The sequence below is a fragment of the Piscicoccus intestinalis NBRC 104926 genome, from assembly GCF_001515525.1.
Classification (GTDB): Bacteria; Actinomycetota; Actinomycetes; order Actinomycetales; family Dermatophilaceae; genus Kineosphaera; species Kineosphaera intestinalis.
This window is the reverse complement of record NZ_BCNQ01000017.1, coordinates 24,853-45,240: the sequence shown is the minus strand read 5'-3', so window position 1 is coordinate 45,240 and position 20,388 is coordinate 24,853. Positions and strand designations below refer to the sequence as shown.

Sequence of the window (20,388 nt, the reverse complement as noted above, 5' to 3'; positions counted from 1 at the left end):
GTCGGCGGTGACGGCGAACCCTGGGAGCGCGGACCCCGAGCAGCGCGAGGAGGCGGCGATCCGAGCGGGCGACCGGCAGCGGCGTCGATTCGAGAACTACACGATCGGCTCCCTGTACGTGTTCGTCGTGTTCTTCGCGCTCATGGCCGGCTTCACCGCGGCGGTCGGTGAACGCGGTGCGAACGGTGTCGTCGTCTTCGTCACGCTCGGCGCGCTCGCGCACGCCGGAGTCACGTGCCGGCTGGCCTACCGGGTGCTCAACGGCCCCGAGCTGCCGCGGCCGCGCGTGGTGGCCGCGGGGTACACCGCACTGACCGCTGTGGTGCTCGCCGTCGCAGCCTGGTCCGTGCCGACGGATCCGCGCGCCACGGGCATGATGAGCGCCCCCGGCTTCGTCGCCTTCACCGGCGCGCTGACGCTGGGGTTGGTGGCCGCCGCACGCATCTGGGTGCCGGCATCGATCGGCGCCGGGGTGTTCGCTGCCGCGGTCGGCGTGGCCGTCGGTGTCGACCCGGTCGTCGCCGGGTTCATGGGGTTCGGCGTGTTCCTCATGGCCTGCGCCGGAGCCGGTTCGGGCGCGCTGACGCGCTGGACCATCGACGTGCTGCGCCAGCTGCAGGCCTCGCGGGTCGCCTCGGCGCGGCTCGCGGTGGCCGAAGAGCGGCTTCGTTTCGCCCGGGATCTGCACGACGTGTACGGCCGCACGCTCGCGACGATCGGCATGAAGAGCCAGCTCGCGGCTGAGCTCGCGCGTCGCGGCGACGACCGGGCCGTGCCCGAGATGGATGCGGTGCGCGCGCTCACCGAGGAGGCTCTCGACGACGTCCGCGGCATCGTGCGCGGCTATCGCGACCTCGATCCGCTGACCGAGCTCGCCGGCGCGCGCTCGCTGCTGGTCGCCGCCGGGATCGGCCTGCGCGACGAGGGCGTGTCCGCCGCGGCGGCGCAGCTCACCCCGACGGGCCGGACCGCGCTCGCCTGGCTCGTGCGCGAGGGCGTCACCAACGTGCTGCGGCACAGCGACGCCAGCACCGTCACGCTGCGGGCCACCTATGACACCGCCGATCGTGTCCGGATCACGCTGAGCAACGACGGGATTCGCCCGAGTGGGCGCGGAGTCGGCGACGACCCCGGGGCGGCCGCCCGAACCGGCTCCGGGCTGGCGGGGCTGGCCGAGCGCGTGCGGCAGGCCGGTGGGGTGTGTCAGGCGGGCCGGGAGCGCGACCGGCACCTGCTCGTCGCCGACCTGCCTCTGGCGGTGGGCGACCGCGTCGAGTCGCGAGCGGCGGGGGCGCGATGAGCGAGGGTTCGCACGCGCAGCCCCAAGCGCCGGTGCGGCTGCTCATCGCCGACGACGAGACGCTGTTCCGGCAGGCCCTGGCCACGTTGCTGGATCTGCGCGATGACCTCAGCGTCGTGGCCCAGGCCGCCTCGGGACCGGAGGCTGTGGCGATGGCCCGGGCGCACACGCCCGATGTCGCGCTGCTCGACCTGCAGATGCCGGGCATCGACGGCATCGAGACCGCCATCGCCCTGCGGGAGCACGCGGACATCGGCTGCGTCATCGTCACCAGCCATGGGCGCCCCGGTCACCTGCGGCGGGCCCTGGAGGCGGGCGTGCGCGGCTTTCTTCCCAAGACGTCGTCGGCGGAGCACCTCGCGGAGGCGGTGCACACGGTGCACCGCGGCGGCCGCTACGTCGATCCGCGCCTGGCGGCCGATGCGATCGCGGCCGGCTCGAGTCCGCTGTCCGCGCGGGAGGCCGACGTGCTGGAACTGTCGCTGGCCGGCGCGGGTGTCGACGAGATCGCCCGGCGGGTCAGCCTGTCGGTCGGCACGGTGCGCAACTACCTGTCGGCGGCCACGGCGAAGATCGGTGCCGCCGACAGGCACGAGGCGGGACGGATCGCCCGCGACAACGGGTGGATCTGAACCTCGCGCGGCGGGCGGCTACTTGTTGATGTAGTCGACGAGGTGGTCGCGCTCGGCCTGCAGCTGCTCGATGCGGAACTTCACGACGTCACCGATGGAGACGATCGAGAACAGGCTCTCGGAGCGCAGCACCGGCAGGTGACGCACGCGCTGCTGGGTCATGAGCACGGCGACCTGTTCGAGCGCGTCCTCGCCGGTGCATGTGTGCACCGCGGTGGTCATGATCTCGCTGACGGGGGACTGGAGCACCTCGGCGCCGCGCTCGTTGAGCTTGCGGACGATGTCGCGTTCGCTGACGATGCCATCGACGCTCGCGCCGTCGGCGCTGACGACGACCGCACCGATGCCGTGTTCGGCCAGCACGCTCAGCAATTCGGTGACGGTTTGGGTGGGCTGCACGGTGACAACGTCGGTGGTGCCCCGGCTGCGCATGACGTCGACGATCTTCATGTCAGAACGGTAGTCAATTCGCGCCCCGGATGGCAGGGTTCGGCGGCTCGGTCTTGACCGATGTGCCGGTGGGTCCGGTGCGGGAGCACACTGGTCCGGTGCCCACTCCCCGTCGACAGCTTCCCGATCCGCCGCTGCCCGCGCCGGAGTCGCCGGGTGACGAGGTTGTCGATGTCGCCGATGTCGCCGATGTGGTTGATGTCGTGGGCGTCGCGATCGTCGACGACCTCGCCGCGCCGACCGTGCTGCTGGGTGCGCGTCGCACCGAGCCCGCCGCTCTGGCCGGGCAGTGGGAGCTGCCCGGCGGCAAGGTGGAGCCGGGGGAGAGCTGGGAAGAGGCCGTGCACCGGGAGATCGCCGAGGAGCTCGGCGTGCGGATCCGGCTCGGCGCGGTCGTGCCCGGGCCGTTGCCCGACGGCCGGTGGCGTCTGTCGTCACGGCACGTCATCGCGGTCTGGGTGGCGCAGGTCGCCGGCGGGGAGCCGGCGCCGCTCGATGGACACGACGCGGTGCGCTGGCTCGCGCCAAACGAACTCGACGTCGTGCCGTGGCTCCCGGCCGACCGGGTGATCGTCGGCGCCATCGTCGCGGACTGGTGAGGTGACGAAGCAGTCGCCGGAGGGTGAGAAGATCGTCATCATGCCCGAGCAGACCCCCTCCCGCGCCGCCCTCGCCACCCGCGACGACGTGCGTAACGTCGCGATCGTCGCCCACGTCGACCACGGCAAGACCACCCTCGTCGACAAGATGCTGTGGCAGGGGGGCGCTTTCGGCGCACACGACCACGTCGCCGAGCGCGCGATGGACTCCGGTGACCTGGAGCGCGAAAAGGGCATCACGATCCTCGCGAAGAACACCGCGATCCACTACAACGGGCCGTCGGCCAAGGCCGCGGGCCTGGATTCGGTGACGATCAACATCATCGACACCCCCGGTCACGCCGACTTCGGCGGCGAGGTCGAGCGGGGCCTGAGCATGGTCGACGGCGTCGTGCTGCTCGTCGACGCCTCCGAGGGGCCGCTGCCGCAGACGCGTTTCGTGCTGCGCAAGGCGCTCGCGGCGCGGCTGCCGGTGGTGCTGTGCATCAACAAGGTCGACCGGCCCGACTCCCGGATCGCGGAGGTGGTCGACGAGGTCTACGAGCTGTTCATGGACCTGCTCGAAGACGTCGACCAGAACCAGGACCAGCTGGAGTTTCCGATCGTCTACGCCAGCGCTAAGGCGGGCGTGGCGTCGTTGGAGGCCCCGGCCGACGGGGGTCTGCCCGACAGCCCCGACCTGGAGCCGCTGTTCAAGACGATCATGGAGACGGTGCCGGCGCCGCGCTACGAGGCGGACGCGCCGCTGCAGGCGCACGTGACCAACCTCGACTCCAGCAACTTTCTCGGGCGGCTCGCGCTGCTGCGCGTGTTCAACGGCACGATCCGCAAGGGGCAGCAGGTGGCGTGGTGCCGCGCCGACGGCTCGGTGCAGAAGGTGAAGATCACCGAGCTGCTCATGACGTTCGGCCTGGAACGCCAGCCGCTGGAGGCGGATTCGCACGCGGCGCCGGGCGACATCATCGCGATCGCCGGCATCCCCGACATCATGATCGGCGACACGCTCGCCGACCCCGACGACGTGCGGCCGCTGCCGCGGATCCGGGTCGACGAGCCAGCGATCTCGATGACGATCGGCACGAACACCTCGCCGATGGCCGGGCGGGTGCGCGGCGCGAAGGTGACGGCCCGGCTCGTCAAGGACCGGCTCGACCGCGAGCTCGTCGGCAACGTCTCGCTGCGGGTGCTGCCCACCGACCGACCCGACTCCTGGGAGGTGCAGGGCCGCGGCGAACTCGCCCTGGCGATCCTCGTCGAGCAGATGCGCCGGGAGGGCTACGAACTCACGGTCGGCAAGCCGCAGGTCGTCACCCGTGAGGTCGACGGCAAGGTGCACGAGCCGGTGGAGCGGCTCACCATCGACACCCCCGAGGAGTTCCTCGGCTCGATCACCCAGCTGCTGGCCGCGCGCAAGGGCCGCATGGAGCAGATGACGAACCACGGCACCGGGTGGGTGCGCATGGAGTTCGTCGTCCCGTCCCGCGGGCTCATCGGGTTCCGCACCGAGTTCCTCACCGAGACAAGGGGAACCGGCATCGCGCACCACGTTTTCGACGGATACGAGCCGTGGTTCGGCACGATCACCACGCGCGTGACCGGCTCCCTGGTGGCCGACCGGTCTGGGGCGGCGACGACGTACGCGATGTTCAACCTGCAGGAGCGCGGCACGATGTTCGTCGAGCCGACGACCGAGGTGTACGAGGGCATGATCGTCGGGGAGAACTCCCGCGCCGACGACATGGACGTCAACATCACCAAGGAGAAGAAGCTCACCAATGTGCGCTCCTCCACGGCCGACGTGCTGGAGCGGCTCATCCCGCCGAAGCGGCTGAGCCTGGAGCAGTCGCTGGAGTTCTGCCGCGAGGACGAGTGCGTCGAGGTCACCCCGGAGGCCGTGCGCATCCGCAAGGTCGAACTCGACCAGGTCGCCCGCGCCCGCACCGCCGCCCGCGCCCGCTCCGAGGCGCGTCGGGAATCCTGAGGGGCGGCCTACGTTTCGGGTTGCCACGCGGCAGCGACGTCGGTTTTCCCGAAGTCGTCGCCCGTGAAGAGCAAGGACGCGCCTGATGTCGTGGCCAGCGCGCAGCTGAAGCAATCACCGAGATTGAGGCCCGCCGGGTGGCGACCCTTGCCGAAGCGGCGCCACGCCGCCACGGCAGCTGCGGCCTGACGTTCGTCAACGGGCACGGTTGTCACCCTGAGCCTTGTCAGGAGGACGTGGAGGTCGCGCGTCGCGTCGGGTCCCTGACGGGCCTCGATGACGATGTCTGCCTCCACCGCGGTGGCGGCGCTCAGGGTGAGATCACCGGCGGCGCGGACCATCACGGCGAGGAACTGTTCTGCCTCCGGCTCCCCGAAGACGACTGCGGCCAGAGCGGACGTGTCCAGCGCAACGGTCACGTCGGCAGGCCGCGTGCGTCGTAGCCGAGGATCTCCTCGGCGCTGCGGTTGTCGAGGATGGTGCGGGAGCGGCCGCGAGCGATGATCCCGAGGAGTTCTGAATCGTCGGACGCCGCGGCTTCGCGTGCTCGTACGCGCAGGAGGCGCTCCTCGATAGCGCGCTTCGCCGCGACTGTGATGCTCTCGCCGGTCGCGGCGGCCAGCTCGCGAGCCAGTCGATCGGTCTCCGGATCCTTGATGTTCAGCGCCACATCTTGACCCTATGAGGAAGAACCATGCCTGTCTAGGAAGAAAAGGGCGTTCGAGTGCGGGATGCCTCACAGGTCAGGTCGAGGACGAAGCGCAATGGCTGGTCTACGGCAGCGAGATCCTGCGGACTGAGCATGCCGATGCGGGTCGACAACCGTTGGGTAGATACGACGCGCACGTGATCGCAGCGGGCGAACGAGGTGTGGTCCAGGCCGCTGCTGCCCGGCCCCAACTCGACGTGGCTGCGCAGGCCGTAGGAGGTAGGGGTGATCGGGACGACCATGACCCGGTGAATGTAGACGAATTGTAGACATGGGACGGCGCGCACCAGGTGCCCTCGAGCGAAGCGGCCTGTCGCCGGTGGCGACGGATGGTCCTCGTAAGCTGCGCCCACATGGAGGAAAAGCGCTCCGCCGGACGGCGATTCTCGGACGTATCGCTGAGCTGCCTCGTGTGGCTGGGGTTGTGGGGGCTCACTCCTGGACTGCTGCGCAACGGCGTCGGCAGCTTCGTCAGCGAGGATCCGTCGACCCGGGTGCTGCTGGAGAGTGCGCTGGCCCTGCTCGTTCTGGCGGTTCTCGCCGCGCTGCATCGGCACGTCATCCGCCGGGTTTTCGCCCGCTCCCGCCTGGTCCGGCTGTACGCCCTGCCCGTCGCGTCGGCCGCCGTGATGCCGCTGCACTGCGGGATGCCGTTGCCGGTCGCGGTGTACGCGGTGTGGATGACCGCGTCCGTCGTGTGGCAGAACACCCTCACGTTCGGCCTGCTGCAGAGCCGGCTCGGCGAGCACCTTCCGGCCAAGGGGAGCATCGCCCTGACCGCGGGGATGTTCTGGCTGGGCCACGCGGTGTACCTGCCCATGGCTGCGTGCCGGTCGATCCAGCGCAGTCCTGTCTGGGGCTCCTGCGACAGCTTCCAGTTAAAGCCAAATTGTAGTTACGTAGTACCCTTGGGGTCGGAGGTGTGCACATGGCAGTCGTCAGCGCCCGAACGTTCAATCAATCGCCATCCAGTGTCAAGGCCATGGCTAAGGACGGACCGGTCTTCGTGACCGACCGTGGCACGCCCACGCTCGTCGTGCTGGCCATCGACGAATACGAGCGCCTCACCGGCGGCGGCTCGGTACGGGATTCCCTGGTCATGCCGGTAGACGTCGACTTCGAGCCCGTCATCTCTCGCGACGTCGGCAAGGTCCCACTCTTGTGAGCTATCTGTTTGACACAAATGTCGTGAGCGAGCTGCGCAAGACGAAGGCCGATCTACGCGTGAGCCGATGGGCATCCGAATTGCGCCGACACGACGTCTTTCTCAGCGTGGTGACCATCCGCGAGATCGAGGCGGGGGTGCTACTGGTGGAACGACGAGACCACCGTCAGGGCGCAGTGCTGCGCACGTGGCTCGAGGAGCAAGTGCTGGCCGGGTATTCCGATCGGATTCTGTCGATCGACATCGCGGTCGCGCGACGTGCCGCGCACCTTCACGTGCCGGATCCGCGACCCGAACGGGACGCCCTCATCGCGGCGACGGCGACCCTGCACGGCCTGACGGTAGCCACCCGCAACGTGGCTGACTTCGAGGCTTTGGGCTGCGACATTCTCAACCCCTGGAGCCTGTCCGCGACCTAGCGCGCCGACGAGAGGGCGCGCCATGTCTCGCCGGCCGACGGACCGAAGGCGGGGGCCGCCGAGCCGTTGCTGCCGACGAACACGAATCCCGTCGTGTCTCGGCGCACCCGCTGCACGAGCCGGGGCCAGCGGCCGGGGTGGGAGGGGGAGTGGGGGCGCCTCAGAGGTCGTCGGGATGGGAGAGGCCCCCGAGGGTACGCAGGTCAACGGGGTACATGTGCTGCTGCTCGGGCTCCGGCACGGGGGGAGCCGGCTCACCGTCTCCGAAGAGGTCGGCGAGCACGGCGGCGATGCCCTCGTCGTCGTTGGTCGCGGTGACGCGGTCGGCGGCCGCGCGCACCCCGGCGGTGGCGTTGCCCATGGCCACCCCCAGGCCGGCGGCGCGCACCATCGGCAGGTCGTTGTAGTTGTCGCCGAAGGCCACGCTGTCGGCCAGGGACAGCCCGCGCGACCGGGCGATCTCCGTGAGCGCCGAGCCCTTGTCGACGCCCGCCGGGGTGGCCTCGAAGTAGAACTGCGCCGAGAACGAGTGCTCGACCTGCCCGTCGAACTCCGCCGCGAACCGCTCGCCGAACGGCCGCAGCACAGTGGGGTCGGCGGTCATCAGCACCTTGTTGACGACCAGGTCGGAGTCGGGCAGGTCCCGCAGCGAGGGCACCGCACACAACCGTGCGGCGTTTCCTTCCGCCTCGAACTGCACCTGCTGACTCTGCGGCTCGTCGACGATGAGGTCGTCGCCCGCGCACAGCATGAGCACCACGCCATGCTCGGCGCCGAGTTCCGCGATGCGCCGCACGAGCTGAGGGTCGAGGTGGTGTTCGGCCATCGTCTGCCCGGTGTCGGCGTCGACGATCATCGCGCCGTTGACCCCGACGAACGCCATGCCGCGCGAGTCCAGCGCCACCCGGTCCACCAACCGCCGCAGCCCGGAGACGGGCCGCCCCGAGGCCAGCGCGATCGTCGCCCCCGCCTGCCGGGCCCGGGCGAACTCGGCGCGCGTGCCCGGGAGCACGGTTCCCGCCGAGGACAGCAGCGTCCCGTCGATGTCGACGGCGATCAGCGTGGGTCGAGTCGTCACGAATCCCAGTGTTTCAGTCACGCGAGACCGCCCGGGAAACGCCCCGGGCGGTCTCAGTCGGTCTCCGGCGATCTGGGCGCCGCCGCGATGGTCAGTCGTCGACGGCGGTCAGGCCGCGCCGCACGATGGCCGGGTCGGCGGGGTAGACGACCTCGGGGTCCTTACCGTCGTAGTCGAACTGGTTGAGGAAGAAGCGCATCGCGTTGACGCGGGCGCGCTTCTTGTCGTTGCTCTTGATCGTCGTCCACGGCGCGATGTCGGTATCGGTGCGCCGGAACATCTCTTCCTTCGCCGCGGTGTAATCCTCCCAGCGGTCGAGGGATTCGAGGTCCATCGGGGAGAGCTTCCACTGCCGCACCGGGTCGATCTGGCGGATCGCGAAGCGGGTGCGCTGCTCGTGCCGGGTCACCGAGAACCACAGCTTGGTCAGCGAGATCCCCGCGTCGATGAGCGCGTTCTCGATGAGCGGCGCCTGGTGCATGAACTGGCTGTACTGCTCCGGCGTGCAGAAACCCATGACCCGCTCGACGCCGGCCCGGTTGTACCAGGAGCGGTCGAACATCACCATCTCGCCGGCCGTCGGCAGGTGCTCGATGTAGCGCTGGAAGTACCACTGCCCGAGTTCCTTCTCGGTGGGCTTGGTCAGCGCCACGACGCGCGCGGCCCGCGGGTTGAGGTGCTCGGTGAAGCGCTTGATCGTGCCGCCCTTGCCGGCCGCGTCGCGGCCCTCGAACAGCAGCAGGTGCTTGGCGCCCGTGTCCTGGCTCCAGTACTGGAACTTCAACAACTCCACTTGCAGCTGGTACTTCTCGACCTCGTACTGCTCGCGGCCCATCCGCTCGTCGTACGGGTAGCTCTCCCGCCACGTGTCGACCGCTGCGCCGCCCGGGTCGATGAGGTCGGGGTCCGACCCGTGGTCGTCGTGACTGACCGTGTACCCCTCGGAGCGCAGCTTGTCGATGTACTCGCGCATGTTCTCGAGGATTGCTCCCCCGCTGAGGTCCGTCGTCATCGTCACTCCGTTTCGTGCTCGGCGCGCAGCCGGTGTGATCTGTCCGACTCCAGGATGTCACCTGCTCGCCGCCGTGTTCGCGGCCACCGGTCGACCCGTCGGTGAACGGTCGCGGCCCGGAGCGCCGTGAAGAGCCGACACTCCGACTCCCCGGTACGTTGGGTGTCGATGAACGAGGACCCGCCGCGCGCGCTGCGCTACCTGTTCGCGCACGCCCACCCCGACGACGAGACGCTGGCCACCGGAATCGCCCTGGCCGTCCTGTCGCGCGCGGGGCACGAGGTGCACGTGCTGACCTGCACGCTCGGGGAGGAGGGCGAGGTCATCCCGCCCCGGCTGCGGCACCTGGCCGCCGACGCCGACGACGCGCTCGGCCCGTACCGGCGCGGCGAGCTGCGGGCGGCGATGTCGCGGCTCGGGGTGCACGAGCACGTGCTCGGAGAGGATCCGCAGACGCGGCGCGGCAGTGCATACCGCGACTCCGGTATGGCGGAAACCCCGGCGAACGCCGACCCCCGCTCCTGGCTCGCCGCGGACGAGGGGGCCGGGGTCGCCGCGATCCGCGAGCACATCCGGCTGCTGCGGCCCGACGTCGTCGTCACCTACGACGAGCACGGCGGTTACCTGCACCCCGATCACGTGACGACCCACCGCCGGACGTGCGCCGCGGTCGCCGCGCTCGACCCAGCGCCCGCGCTGTACGTCGTGCTCGTGCCCGCCGACGAGGCCGCCGCCAACCGCGTCTGGCTGCGCGAGCACGTGCCGCCGGAGAGCGGCCTGACGCTGCTGACCGACGACGACCCGTACCCGCCGTCGGTCGTCGACCCCGACGTCATCACCCACCGGCTCGCCGGCGACCTCGAATGCCAGGCGCTGCGGGACGCCGCGCTGCGCCAGCACGAGACGCAGGTCAGCGTGTACGACGGTCACTACGCCCTGTCCAACGAGATCGCCGCGAGGCTCGCGCGCGCCGACCACTTCGCGCGCCTCGATCCGCAGACCGGCGCGCTGCTGCCGAGGCAGGAGCCGCACGTCGTCGAGGGACTGCCGGCGAGCCCGCAGCAGCGGACGGAGACCCCGTGACCGAGCCGCCTCCCACCGCCGACATGTTTCGGCAGGCGATGGGCCGATTCGCCACGGGCGTCGTCGTGCTCACGACCGTTGTCGGGCGCCACGACCAGGCGATGACCGCGAATTCGCTGACGTCGGTGTCGCTCGACCCGCCGCTCGTGCTCGCCTGCGTGGAGAACGACTCCCGGTTCGCCGACGCCGTGCTCGAATCCGGCGTCTGGGGAGTCAGTGTGCTTGCGCGCCAAGCCCGCCCGGCGGCGGCCTGGCTCGCCACGCGAGGGCGCCCGCTGCACGGCCAGCTCGATCGGGTGGCCTTTCACCGCGGCCCCGTGACGGGGGTCGCGCTCCTGGACGATGCGCTCGCCACCCTGGAGTGCCGCACCCGACAGGTCGTGCCCGCCGGCGACCACCAGGTCGTCATCGCCGACGTGCTCGACGCCGGCCTGCGCGATCACACCGAGCCCGCGCTGCTCTATTACCGCGGGACCTACCGCAGCGTGGAGTGAGCCGTGCGCCCCGGTGAGTTTCGCGGTGCCGTGGCCTTCTTCGCGCCGCTGGTGCTGTTCGCCCTGCTCTACACCGGCGTCGCCTGGCTCGTCGGCCGGCAGGTGCCCGCGCAGACCAGCGTCGCCGGAGTGCACATCGGCGGCATGACCCCCTCCGACGCCCGGGCCCGCCTCCGGGCCAAACTCGGTGACCTGCAACGGGAGCCGGTCACGCTCGACCTCGCGGGCACGGCCGTCGAGGCGACCCCCGCCCAGCTCGGCCTGTCGCTCGATCTCGACGGCACGCTCGACGGCGTCACCGGGTTCTCGCTCGACCCGCGGCACGTGTGGTTCGGTCTGACCGGAGGCGGCCCGGTGCCCCCGCGCGGCACGATCGACGAGTCCGTCGCCGCCCCACGGCTCGCCGACTACGCCGCCCGCGTCGACCGCCCCGTCACGCAGGCGCGGATCGAGCTGGGCTCCGGTGCCGTGCAGGCGGTGCCGCCGCAGGAGGGGCTGCAGCTCGACGTGCCCGGCACCGTCTCCGCACTGCAGGAGACCTGGCCGGGCAGCAGCCGGGTCGAGGCGGTCATCACGCGGACGGCCCCGGAGGTCTCGACGCCGGCCTACGAAGAAGGTCTCGACATCGCCCGATCCGCCCTCGCCGCACCGCTGGTCGTCGTCCATTCCGGAGCGGAGACGACCCTGCCGGTCGCCGACGTCGCGCCGGCGCTGCGGATGGATCCGGACTCCGGCCGGCTCGTGTTGCGCGCCGACGGCGGGGTGCTCGGCCGGCTGCTGCGCGCGCGGATCGGCGGCCTGGAGAGCGGCGCCGTCGACGCCACCGTCCGGTTGACCTCCGGCCGCCCGACGGTCGTGCCCGCCGTGCCCGCCCGGGCGCTCGACGAGGCCGTGACCGCCGAACGCGTGGCCGCCGCGTTGACCCCGAGCGGCGGGTCGCCCGCGACACGCCGAGCCGGCGTCGTCACCCGGCTCGTGCCCGCGAGTGTCGACACCGAGCAGGCCCGCGCGTGGGGCGTCACCCACCGTCTCGCCCAGGTCGCCGTGCCCGACGTCGTCGCCGGCCTGGGGGAGGAGCCGGCCCAGCGCGCCAACGTCGCCGCCGGCGCGGCCGCCCTCTCCGGCGACGGCGGGCGCGTGCTGCGGGCGCGGGAATCGGTCTCCCTCTCGCGGGTCATCGGCGACCACGCCGGGCTGCCGGTCGCCCCGGAACCGCCCGCCGACCCCGGCGCCGCGCAACCGGCCCCCGGCGTCGAACGCGTGCCCGGCGGTGGGCTCTCGCAACTCGCCACCGCCCTGTACGCCGCCGGCTGGCACGCCGGCCTGGACCTCGGGGCGCGCCGCGCGCACGCCGTGCACCTGCCCGCCTACCCGCGCGGCCTCGACGCCGTCTACCGCTGGCCCGGCGCCGACGTCACCCTGACCAACCCCGGGCCGGGCGCCGTGCTCGTGCACGCCCAGGTCGACTCCGGGCGCCTCGTCGTCAGCGTGTGGGGACGCCGCGACACCGCCGTCCGCAGCACGATCACCCCGCCGGCCGACGCGCGCCCCGCCCCGAGCACGCCGCCCGCAGGCGACGCCGGATGCACCGAGAAACCCATGTCCGCCAACGGATTCACCGTCGAAGCCCGCCGGGAGGCGGTTCGCGGTCGCACGGTCATGCCGTCCCTGCGCGAGTCGGTCACCTACCGCCCCTGGCGCCCGCCGGTCTGCGCCCCCGCCGCGACTGGCCCGGCTCCCACCCCCACCCCGCCGACCAGCCCGGCACCCACCCCGGCCCCCACCCCCACCTCGCCGACGGCTGCCCTGTCGGCCGAAGGCTAGGGCTGTAGCCGGAGCCTCCGACCGAGAGGGCAGCCGTCGGCCGAAGAGACGGACGCTGAAGGGACCGGGCCGAGGGGAGGGGCCGAGGGTTGGGCATGGCGAGCACCCCCGTGGTGTCGGCGGGCTCGGCGAAGAGGCATACTGGGGACCTCCCACCTGCTCGTCCTTGGAGGAGGACCTCCCACATGACCTACGTCATCGCACAGCCCTGCGTCGATCTCAAGGACAAGGCGTGTATCGAGGAGTGTCCGGTCGACTGCATCTACGAGGGTGAGCGGTCGCTGTACATCCACCCCGACGAGTGCGTCGACTGTGGCGCCTGCGAGCCGGTCTGCCCGGTCGAGGCGATCTACTACGAGGACGACGTGCCGGAGGAGTGGGCCGACTACTACAAGGCCAACGTCGAGTTCTTCGACGACCTCGGAAGCCCCGGCGGCGCCGCCAAGCTCGGTCTCATCAACAAGGACCACCCGCTGATCGCCGCCCTGCCCCCGCAGGAACACGACGAGTGAACACCGGCACCGCCGGTAGCGGCGCGGCGCGTCTCGCGCTGCCCGACTTTCCCTGGGACCTGCTGGCCCCGCACAAGGCCACTGCGGCCGCGCACCACGACGGCATCGTCGACCTGTCGGTCGGAACCCCAGTCGACCCGACTCCCGACGTGGTGCGCGACGCGCTGGCCGCCGCCTCCGACTCACCCGGCTACCCGCAGACCTGGGGCACCCCCCAGCTGCGGGAGGCGGTCTCCCGCTGGTTCGCCCGGCGCCGCGCGGTGCCGGGGCTCGATCCCGATGCCGTGCTGCCGACGATCGGCAGCAAGGAACTCGTCGCCTGGCTGCCGACGCTGCTCGGCCTCGGTCCGGGCGACATCGTCGGCCTGCCCGCCGTCGCCTACCCGACCTATGTCGTCGGCGCCCGGCTCGCCGGCGCCACACCGCAGGAGGTCGAGGGCCTGGCCCAGTTCGGTCCGCCGACCCCGGCGACGACGCCGAAACTCCTGTGGATCAACAGCCCCTGCAACCCGACCGGGCGCGTGCTCGGGGTCGACCACCTGCGCAAGGTCGTCGCCTGGGCGCGCAGCAACGGCATGATCGTCGCCTCCGACGAGTGCTACGCCCAACTCGACTGGCGCCCGGAGGCCGACCGCGGCGCGGGCGAATCCGGCACCCCGAGCGTGCTCGACCCGCGCGTCTGCGACGGCGACCACAGCGGCCTGCTGTGCGTCTACTCGCTGTCGAAGCAGAGCAACCTCGCCGGCTACCGGGCCGCCTTCGTCGCCGGCGACGCCTCGCTGATCGCCGGGCTCCTGGAGGTGCGTAAGCACGCCGGGATGATCATGCCCCGCCCCGTGCAGCAGGCGATGATCGCCGCCCTCGACGACGACGCCTCCGTCGACGCCCAGAAGGAGCGCTACCGGCGCCGCCGCGACGTGCTCGTGCCCGCCGTGCGGGCCGCGGGATGGACCGTCGACCACTCCGACGCCGGGCTGTACCTGTGGGCCACCCGCGGAACCGACGCCTGGTCCGACGTGGAGGAGCTGTCCCGCGCCGGTATCCTCGTGGCGCCTGGAACCTTCTACGGACCGGGTGGTCGCAACCACGTGCGCATCGCACTGACCGCCCCCGACGACCGCATCGACGCGGCCGCTCAGCGACTCACCTCGATCTGAGCGTCTGCTTCGCCGTCTTTGCCCTATTTTCCGCGTGTTGAGTCACGCTCCGGTTGGGATACCGTGCAGGGGACCTGCGGCCCGAAACCGGCGCACCGCCACTCTGCCCGCAGTCCCATACCTCCACGAAAGGAGTCGACCTCGATGGCGACCGAAGCACAGCTGGCCATTGGCGACCAGCAGTACACCCTGCCCATCGTCGAATCGACCGAAGGCAACGACGGCGTCGACGTCTCCTCGCTCCTGAAGGACACCGGCGCGACCACGTTCGACATCGGCTTTGCGAACACCGCCCCGTGCAAGTCCGCGATCACCTACATCGACGGCGATGCGGGTGTGCTGCGCTACCGCGGCTACCCCATCGAGCAGCTCGCGGAGAAGTCGACCTACATGGAGGTCGCCTACCTCGTGCTCTACGGCGAGCTGCCGACCCGCGAGCAGCTGGAGAACTTCGAGGAGCGCATCAAGCGAGCCTCCCTGCTCGACGAGCGCATGCGCGACCTGTTCCGCTGCTTCCCGCGCCGCTCCCACCCGATGCCCGTGCTCGCCGCGGGCATCATGGCGGTCTCGACGTTCAACTCCGACTCCACCTCCGTGAGCGACGAGAAGCAGATCGAGACGGCGACGATCAACCTGCTCGGCAAGTGCCCGACGTTCGCGGCCTACGGCTACAAGAACTCCATGGGCCAGCCGCTGCTGTACCCGAAGAACGAGCTGAGCTACATCGAGAACTTCATGCGGCTCTCGTTCGGCCTGCCCACCGAGATGTACGAGCCCGACCCCAAGGTCGTGCGCGCCCTCGACACGCTGTTCATCCTGCACGCCGACCACGAGCAGAACTGCTCGACCTCCACGGTGCGCCTCGTCGGCTCCAGCCAGGCCGACATCTACGCGTCGGTGGCCTCCGGCGTCAACGCGCTCTCCGGCCCGCGCCACGGCGGCGCCAACCAGCAGGTGCTCGAGATGCTGCACCGCATCCAGGACGAGGGTGGCGACGTCGACAAGTACGTCGAGCGGGTGAAGAACCGGGAGGCCGGTGCCCGGCTCATGGGCTTCGGCCACCGGGTCTACAAGAACTACGACCCCCGCGCGGCGATCGTCAAGAAGCACGCCGACGAGATCCTGTCCGAGAGCGAGCACCACGACCAACTGCTCGACATCGCGCTGCGCCTGGAGGAGATCGCGCTCTCCGACGACTACTTCAAGGAGCGCCGCCTCTACCCGAACGTCGACTTCTACACCGGCCTGCTCTACCAGGCGATCGGCTTCCCGACGAACATGTTCACCGTGCTGTTCGCCCTCGGCCGCCTGCCCGGCTGGATCGCCCACTGGCGTGAGCAGAACGCCGACCCGAACGCCAAGATCGGCCGTCCGCGCCAGATCTACATCGGCGAGACCGAGCGCGCCTTCGTCGACATCGACCAGCGCTGACGCGCGGCGGGCGAGATCGACGGCGCCGGTCGGGGGAGTGCCCCCGGCCGGCGCCGTCGGCGCACCCGCCTCAGGGCTGCACGCCGAGCACGACGGTGCGGGCGCCGGAGCCGGAGGCGCCGTCGGCGCGCCAGCTGCTCGCCTCGTCGCCGCGGCCACGGGTCCACGACCGCCCCCCGACGGAGACCGTGGCCGTCGGGTGCGCGTGCGCGTGCCCGACCGCCCAGGCGGCGACCGAGCGCGCGCCCCGCTCACTTCGCGTGCGCACGACGATCCGACCCTGCGAGACGGTGGGCGCCACCCCGAACTCGGCGCGCAGCGAGTCGGCGACGTCCTGGGCGGCGGCGTCCCGCGCGGCCGTCGACCCCGGGGCCTCCGGCGGGTCGTAGCTGCAGGTCACGGCGCCGGCACGGTCTCCGGCGAAGGCCTGCGCGAGCAGCGTGGCGTCGGGCTCGTGCTTGGCGTAGGCGCGCGGGAAGCCGCTGCGCTGCACGTCCTGCGCCACGTCCGTCAGCGGCCGCTGCCGCCAGTCGCTCACCTTGACGAGGTGGTCGTAGAACCGCTCGGAGGCGTAGTGCGGGTCCTGCACCTGCGCCTGCGTGCCCCAGCCCTGCGACGGCCGCTGCTGGAACAGCCCGAGCGAGTCGCGGTCGCCGTGGTCGAGGTTGCGCAGCTTCGACTCCTGCATCGCCGTGGCGATCCCGATGACCGCCGCCCGCGTCGGCAGCCCGCGCTCGACGGAGACGGCGGCGATCGTCGCAGCGTTCGCCGCCTGCTCGGGGGTGAGGCGCACGGAGGCGGCCCCGTCTCCGGTGATCGCGCAGCGCTCGGGGAGCACCACGGGGGCGAGCCGGGCGAGCAGGGCGCCGCCGACGACGAGCGCCAGCGCCACGAGGACCGCGGACAGGCAGCCGAGCCACGGGTTGCGCCGCGTCCGGCGCCGGCTCGATGTCGGTCGGGTTCGTCGGCGCCCGCTGGGACGCCGACGGTGTGGATCAGTTGTGGGCATGCAGCTCCGAGTTCAGGGTGATCCCCTGACCGGTGCGCGACCGGGCCTGCACCTGCCCGGAGACCGAGTCGCGCAGGAACAGCAGCCCGTCGCTGCCGGACAGCTCGCGGGCCTTGACGACCCGGCCGTCCTGCAGCGTGACCTTTGTGCCGGCCGTCAGGTACAAGCCGGCTTCGACGACGCAGTCGTCACCGAGGGCGATGCCCAGGCCCGACTCCGCGCCGAGCAGGCAGCGCTTGCCGATGCGCACCCGCTGGGTTCCGCCACCGGAGAGGGTGCCCATCGTCGAGGCCCCGCCGCCGACGTCGGAGCCGTCGTCGACGACGACCCCCTGGGAGATGCGGCCCTCGACCATCGACGTGCCGAGCGTGCCGGCGTTGAAGTTGACGAACCCCTCGTGCATGACGGTCGTGCCCGAGGCGAGGTGCGCGCCGAGGCGCACCCGGTCGGCGTCGCCGATGCGCACGCCGGAGGGCACGACGTAGTCGGTCATGCGGGGAAACTTGTCGACGCCGAAGACCTGCACGGCCCCCGATGCGCGCAGCCGCGCCCGCGTCGTCTCGAAATCCTGAGGCGAACAGGGCCCTTCGCTGGTCCACACGACGTTGGGCAGGGCCGCGAACACGCCGTCGAGGTTGATCTCGTTGGGCTGCACGAGACGGTGGCTCAGCAGGTGCAGCCGCAGGTAGGCGTCGCGGGTGTCGGCGGGGGCGGCGTCGAGGTCGATCGAGGTCAGCTCCAGCACGGTGCGCACGCCCCGGCGCGGGTCGGTGCCCTCGAGGCTGGCGAGCTCGACGGGCTGGGAGTACGGGTCCTCGGCGGGCGCCTCGCCGAGCTCGGGCCGCGGGTACCAGGTGTCGAGCACCTGCCCGTCCTCGGTCACGGTGGCCAGTCCCCATCCCCAGGCGGATCGCGTCGTCGGCGTCGTCATAGGGGCCACCCTATGCGGCGCACTACGGTTGGGCTGTGCCCGACTCGAACCGCGAAATCGATCTGTCCCGTGATGTCGTCGAGCTGACCGCCGCCGTCTGCGACATCCCCTCCGTCAGCGGCGACGAGGCCCAGTTGGCCGACGCGGTCGAGCGGGCGCTGCGGGGGTGCGCGCACCTGAGCGTCGAGCGCGTCGGCAACGTCGTCGTCGCCCGCACCGACCTCGGCCGGCCCGAGCGGGTCATCCTCGCCGGCCACCTCGACACCGTGCCGCTGACACAGCCGCCGAACCTGCCGACCCGGTTCGAGGGAGCCGGTGCCGACCGGCAGCTGTGGGGCCGCGGCACCGTCGACATGAAGGGCGGGGTGGCCGTGCAGCTGCGCCTGGCGGGGGAGCTGACGACGCCGCGCCGCGACGTCACCTACGTCTTCTACGACAACGAGGAGGTCGAGGCCACCCGCAACGGGTTGCGGCACCTGGCGGCCAGCCACGCCGAGCTGCTGCGGGCGGACTTCGCGGTGCTCCTCGAACCGACCAACGCCCAGGTCGAGGGCGGCTGCAAGGGCACCCTCCGCGTCGAGGTCGTCGTGCCCGGCAAGGCCGCGCACTCCGGGCGACCCTGGGTCGGGGACAACGCCGTGCACAAGGCCGCCGACCTGCTCACCCGCCTGCGCGACTACGAGGCGCGGGTCGTCGACGTCGACGGCCTCACCTACCACGAGGGGCTGTCGGCCGTCGGGATCCGCGGTGGCACCGCCGGCAACGTCATCCCCGACCGGTGCGTCGTGACGATCAACTACCGGTTCGCCCCGGATCTCGCCGGGGAGGAGGCCGTCGAGCACGTGCGCCAGGTGTGCCACGGCTACGAGGTCACGGTCACCGACCTCGCCGGCGGCGCCCGCCCCGGCCTGCACCTGCCGGCGGCCCGGTCGTTCGTCGCCGACCTCGGGGTGCCCGTGACCGCCAAGGAGGGCTGGACCGACGTCGCCCGCTTCGCCGACCTCGGCGTGCCGGCCGTGAACTTCGGTCCCGGCGACCCGTTGCTGGCGCACAAGGACGACGAGCACGTGCCGGTCGCCCAGCTGCGCGACGCGGAGGCCGCGCTGTTGCGCTGGCTGGCCTGACCGGCTCCGGGGCGGGCGCAGTTGTGCCGTCGGGCCGTTCGACACGGCGAGGCGCGTGTTCGCGCGCTGCTCGCCCGGGCGACGACCGGCGTTCGCCCGGCGCCGCCCGGGGCGTGTCGGCCCTGCGGGTTACGGTGACCAGATGAGGAACTCTGGCTATCAGCGCGGGCCCGGTCACCCTCCGCGGCCGCCACGTGCCCGCGACCACCACCGATCAGCGGCTGCTCGACAGCCCCGGGCGGGCCGACTGGTTGCACACCGACCCCTGGCGGGTCATGCGCATCCAGGCCGAGTTCGTCGAGGGCTTCGGCACGCTCGCCGAACTCGGGCCCGCGGTCTCGGTGTTCGGGTCGGCGCGCAGCCGGCCCGACGACCCCGACTACGAGCTCGGGGTGCAGGTCGGTCACGCGCTCGTCGACGCCGGCTACGCGGTCATCACCGGCGGCGGCCCGGGGTCGATGGAGGCCGCGAACAAGGGCGCCAACGAGGCCGGCGGCACCTCGGTCGGTCTCGGCATCGAGCTGCCGTTCGAGCAGGGCCTCAACGAGTACGTGCACATCGGCATCAACTTCCGCTACTTCTTCATCCGCAAGACGATGTTCGTCAAGTACGCCGAAGGCTTCGTCGTGCTGCCCGGCGGATTCGGCACCCTCGACGAGCTGTTCGAGGCGATGACGCTCGTGCAGACCCGCAAGGTCACCCGCTTCCCGATCGTGCTCATGGGCAAGGACTACTGGGAGGGGCTGCTCGCCTGGCTGCGCGGACCGGTGCAAGCGCGCGGCACGATCTCCGAACACGACGTCGACCTGCTGCACCTCACCGACGACGTGACCGAGGCCGTGGCGATCATCCAGGAGTCCGCCAAGGCCCGCGCCGAGCACGCCGAGAAGGAGGCCGCCGCTGCCGGCCGCCCTGAGTAGCCCGAGTAGCTCGAGTAGCCGGAGCGCGCCGGCTCGGTCTCGACACGGCGGTGACGGCGGGCGCGCGGCCGGGCCGCAGCTGGGCATGGCACCATACGGCACGTGATCGTGCTGCTCTTGGTGACCTTGGCGCTCATCGTCGGTCTCGTGGCCGCGCTGCTCCTCGCCCGCGGGCGGGTCAGCCTGCACGCCGCCCCGGCGACGACGAGCATGGGAGGCGGTCTGCCCACCGGCCCCGTGACCCCCGCCGACATCGAGGGGGTGCGCTTCGACACCGTGGTCCGCGGCTACCGGATGGACCAGGTCGACGACGTGCTCGAGCGCCTGGAGGCCGAACTGATCGCCGCCCACGACGAGATCCGGATGCTGCGCGCCGACGGCGCGACCGGGCTGCGCGCCCTGTCCCGACCTTCCGGGCCGCCCAGAACACTCGGACCCAACGGCCCGTCCGGAACTCTCGACCCGTCGGGACACCACGGACCTCACGACGAGCGGCTCCGGCGCGAGCAGGCCCCGGACGACGATCAGTAGGCTGGACGGAGCGATGATGGGGAGTGA

Annotated in this window: 24 protein-coding genes; 16 read left to right on the top strand and 8 right to left on the bottom strand. The window is 71.6% G+C overall.

All coding sequences use genetic code 11. The features are described from left to right. The first annotated feature begins 7 nt into the window (after positions 1-7). Complete coding sequence (locus tag PINTE_RS05185; protein ID WP_169798460.1) at positions 8-1,300, top strand: sensor histidine kinase; 1,293 nt, start codon at positions 8-10, stop codon at positions 1,298-1,300. After that, positions 1,297-1,932, top strand: coding sequence for a response regulator transcription factor (locus tag PINTE_RS05180; RefSeq protein WP_068427144.1), 636 nt, complete (start codon positions 1,297-1,299; stop codon positions 1,930-1,932). Before PINTE_RS05185 ends, PINTE_RS05180 begins: the two co-directional genes overlap by 4 nt. Positions 1,933-1,950: 18 nt before the next feature. Here PINTE_RS05180 and PINTE_RS05175 read toward each other — a convergent pair whose 3' ends face one another. Beyond that, positions 1,951-2,382: a CBS domain-containing protein gene (locus PINTE_RS05175; protein WP_068427143.1), complete on the bottom strand. Its 432-nt coding sequence runs from the start codon at positions 2,380-2,382 to the stop codon at positions 1,951-1,953. 98 nt (positions 2,383-2,480) lie between these two features. Between PINTE_RS05175 and PINTE_RS05170 the strand changes: the two genes are divergently transcribed. Then, a complete protein-coding gene (locus PINTE_RS05170) occupies positions 2,481-2,981 on the top strand; it encodes a (deoxy)nucleoside triphosphate pyrophosphohydrolase (RefSeq protein WP_373280141.1) in 501 nt (166 codons plus the stop codon). Positions 2,982-3,021: 40 nt separating this feature from the next. Continuing rightward, positions 3,022-4,962, top strand: coding sequence for a translational GTPase TypA (gene typA, locus PINTE_RS05165; protein WP_068427212.1), 1,941 nt, complete (start codon positions 3,022-3,024; stop codon positions 4,960-4,962). Positions 4,963-4,970: 8 nt separating this feature from the next. Here typA and PINTE_RS05160 read toward each other — a convergent pair whose 3' ends face one another. The 3 genes from PINTE_RS05160 to PINTE_RS05150 are packed head-to-tail and all read right to left on the bottom strand — an operon-like array spanning position 4,971 to position 5,913. Beyond that, positions 4,971-5,381, bottom strand: a complete 411-nt coding sequence (locus PINTE_RS05160; protein WP_068427139.1) for a type II toxin-antitoxin system VapC family toxin — start codon at positions 5,379-5,381, stop codon at positions 4,971-4,973. Beyond that, a complete protein-coding gene (locus PINTE_RS05155) occupies positions 5,378-5,632 on the bottom strand; it encodes a type II toxin-antitoxin system VapB family antitoxin (protein WP_068427137.1) in 255 nt (84 codons plus the stop codon). Before PINTE_RS05155 ends, PINTE_RS05160 begins: the two co-directional genes overlap by 4 nt. 32 nt (positions 5,633-5,664) lie before the next feature. Beyond that, positions 5,665-5,913 carry a type II toxin-antitoxin system PemK/MazF family toxin gene (locus PINTE_RS05150; RefSeq protein ID WP_068427210.1) on the bottom strand — a complete coding sequence of 83 codons (249 nt, stop codon included), beginning with the start codon at positions 5,911-5,913 and terminating at the stop codon, positions 5,665-5,667. Positions 5,914-6,024: 111 nt separating this feature from the next. Between PINTE_RS05150 and PINTE_RS22555 the strand changes: the two genes are divergently transcribed. Genes PINTE_RS22555 through PINTE_RS05140 form a run of 3 tightly spaced genes read left to right on the top strand, consistent with a single transcriptional unit; the run spans position 6,025 to position 7,255 of the window. Then, a complete protein-coding gene (locus tag PINTE_RS22555) occupies positions 6,025-6,681 on the top strand; it encodes a hypothetical protein (RefSeq protein ID WP_157087088.1) in 657 nt (218 codons plus the stop codon). Beyond that, positions 6,600-6,836, top strand: coding sequence for a type II toxin-antitoxin system prevent-host-death family antitoxin (locus PINTE_RS05145; RefSeq protein ID WP_068427135.1), 237 nt, complete (start codon positions 6,600-6,602; stop codon positions 6,834-6,836). The genes PINTE_RS22555 and PINTE_RS05145 overlap by 82 nt, the downstream gene beginning before the upstream one ends. Continuing rightward, entirely contained in the window at positions 6,833-7,255 is a 423-nt protein-coding gene (locus PINTE_RS05140) for a type II toxin-antitoxin system VapC family toxin (RefSeq protein WP_068427133.1), read from the top strand. The genes PINTE_RS05145 and PINTE_RS05140 overlap by 4 nt, the downstream gene beginning before the upstream one ends. 160 nt (positions 7,256-7,415) lie before the next feature. On the opposite strand, the gene PINTE_RS05135 is transcribed toward PINTE_RS05140, so the two are convergent. Continuing rightward, a complete protein-coding gene (locus PINTE_RS05135) occupies positions 7,416-8,333 on the bottom strand; it encodes a Cof-type HAD-IIB family hydrolase (protein ID WP_068427131.1) in 918 nt (305 codons plus the stop codon). A gap of 91 nt (positions 8,334-8,424) precedes the next feature. Then, positions 8,425-9,345, bottom strand: coding sequence for a polyphosphate kinase 2 (gene ppk2, locus PINTE_RS05130; RefSeq protein ID WP_068427207.1), 921 nt, complete (start codon positions 9,343-9,345; stop codon positions 8,425-8,427). A gap of 168 nt (positions 9,346-9,513) precedes the next feature. Here ppk2 and PINTE_RS05125 point away from each other — a divergent pair, with 168 nt between their 5' ends. From PINTE_RS05125 to PINTE_RS05100, 6 genes are all read left to right on the top strand, one after another. Further along, entirely contained in the window at positions 9,514-10,428 is a 915-nt protein-coding gene (locus PINTE_RS05125) for a PIG-L family deacetylase (protein ID WP_084343256.1), read from the top strand. Beyond that, a complete protein-coding gene (locus PINTE_RS05120; protein WP_245642813.1) occupies positions 10,425-10,922 on the top strand; it encodes a flavin reductase family protein in 498 nt (165 codons plus the stop codon). Before PINTE_RS05125 ends, PINTE_RS05120 begins: the two co-directional genes overlap by 4 nt. Before the next feature lie 3 nt (positions 10,923-10,925). Then, the gene (locus tag PINTE_RS05115; RefSeq protein ID WP_068427129.1) at positions 10,926-12,746 is read left to right on the top strand and encodes a VanW family protein; all 1,821 of its coding nucleotides are present in this window, start codon (positions 10,926-10,928) and stop codon (positions 12,744-12,746) included. A 185-nt stretch (positions 12,747-12,931) separates the two neighbouring features. Beyond that, on the top strand, positions 12,932-13,258 hold the full coding sequence (gene fdxA / locus PINTE_RS05110) for a ferredoxin (RefSeq protein WP_068427124.1): 327 nt from the start codon (positions 12,932-12,934) through the stop codon (positions 13,256-13,258). Further along, on the top strand, positions 13,255-14,415 hold the full coding sequence (gene dapC / locus PINTE_RS05105) for a succinyldiaminopimelate transaminase (RefSeq protein ID WP_068427122.1): 1,161 nt from the start codon (positions 13,255-13,257) through the stop codon (positions 14,413-14,415). Before fdxA ends, dapC begins: the two co-directional genes overlap by 4 nt. Before the next feature lie 144 nt (positions 14,416-14,559). Beyond that, the gene (locus PINTE_RS05100) at positions 14,560-15,846 is read left to right on the top strand and encodes a citrate synthase (RefSeq protein WP_068427120.1); all 1,287 of its coding nucleotides are present in this window, start codon (positions 14,560-14,562) and stop codon (positions 15,844-15,846) included. 70 nt (positions 15,847-15,916) lie between these two features. On the opposite strand, the gene PINTE_RS05095 is transcribed toward PINTE_RS05100, so the two are convergent. Then, a complete protein-coding gene (locus tag PINTE_RS05095) occupies positions 15,917-16,738 on the bottom strand; it encodes a hypothetical protein (RefSeq protein ID WP_217996503.1) in 822 nt (273 codons plus the stop codon). A gap of 103 nt (positions 16,739-16,841) precedes the next feature. Further along, positions 16,842-17,786, bottom strand: a complete 945-nt coding sequence (dapD, locus tag PINTE_RS05090) for a 2,3,4,5-tetrahydropyridine-2,6-dicarboxylate N-succinyltransferase (RefSeq protein WP_068427118.1) — start codon at positions 17,784-17,786, stop codon at positions 16,842-16,844. 35 nt (positions 17,787-17,821) lie between these two features. On the opposite strand from dapD, the gene dapE reads away from it, so the two are divergent. The 3 genes from dapE (at position 17,822) to PINTE_RS05075 (ending at position 20,361) form a co-directional block, all read left to right on the top strand. Beyond that, entirely contained in the window at positions 17,822-18,910 is a 1,089-nt protein-coding gene (gene dapE / locus PINTE_RS05085) for a succinyl-diaminopimelate desuccinylase (RefSeq protein ID WP_068427116.1), read from the top strand. Between the two features lie 194 nt (positions 18,911-19,104). Beyond that, on the top strand, positions 19,105-19,830 hold the full coding sequence (locus PINTE_RS05080; protein ID WP_245642812.1) for an LOG family protein: 726 nt from the start codon (positions 19,105-19,107) through the stop codon (positions 19,828-19,830). A 102-nt stretch (positions 19,831-19,932) separates the two neighbouring features. Further along, positions 19,933-20,361, top strand: a complete 429-nt coding sequence (locus PINTE_RS05075) for a DivIVA domain-containing protein (RefSeq protein WP_217996502.1) — start codon at positions 19,933-19,935, stop codon at positions 20,359-20,361. The last annotated feature ends 27 nt before the right edge of the window (positions 20,362-20,388 follow it).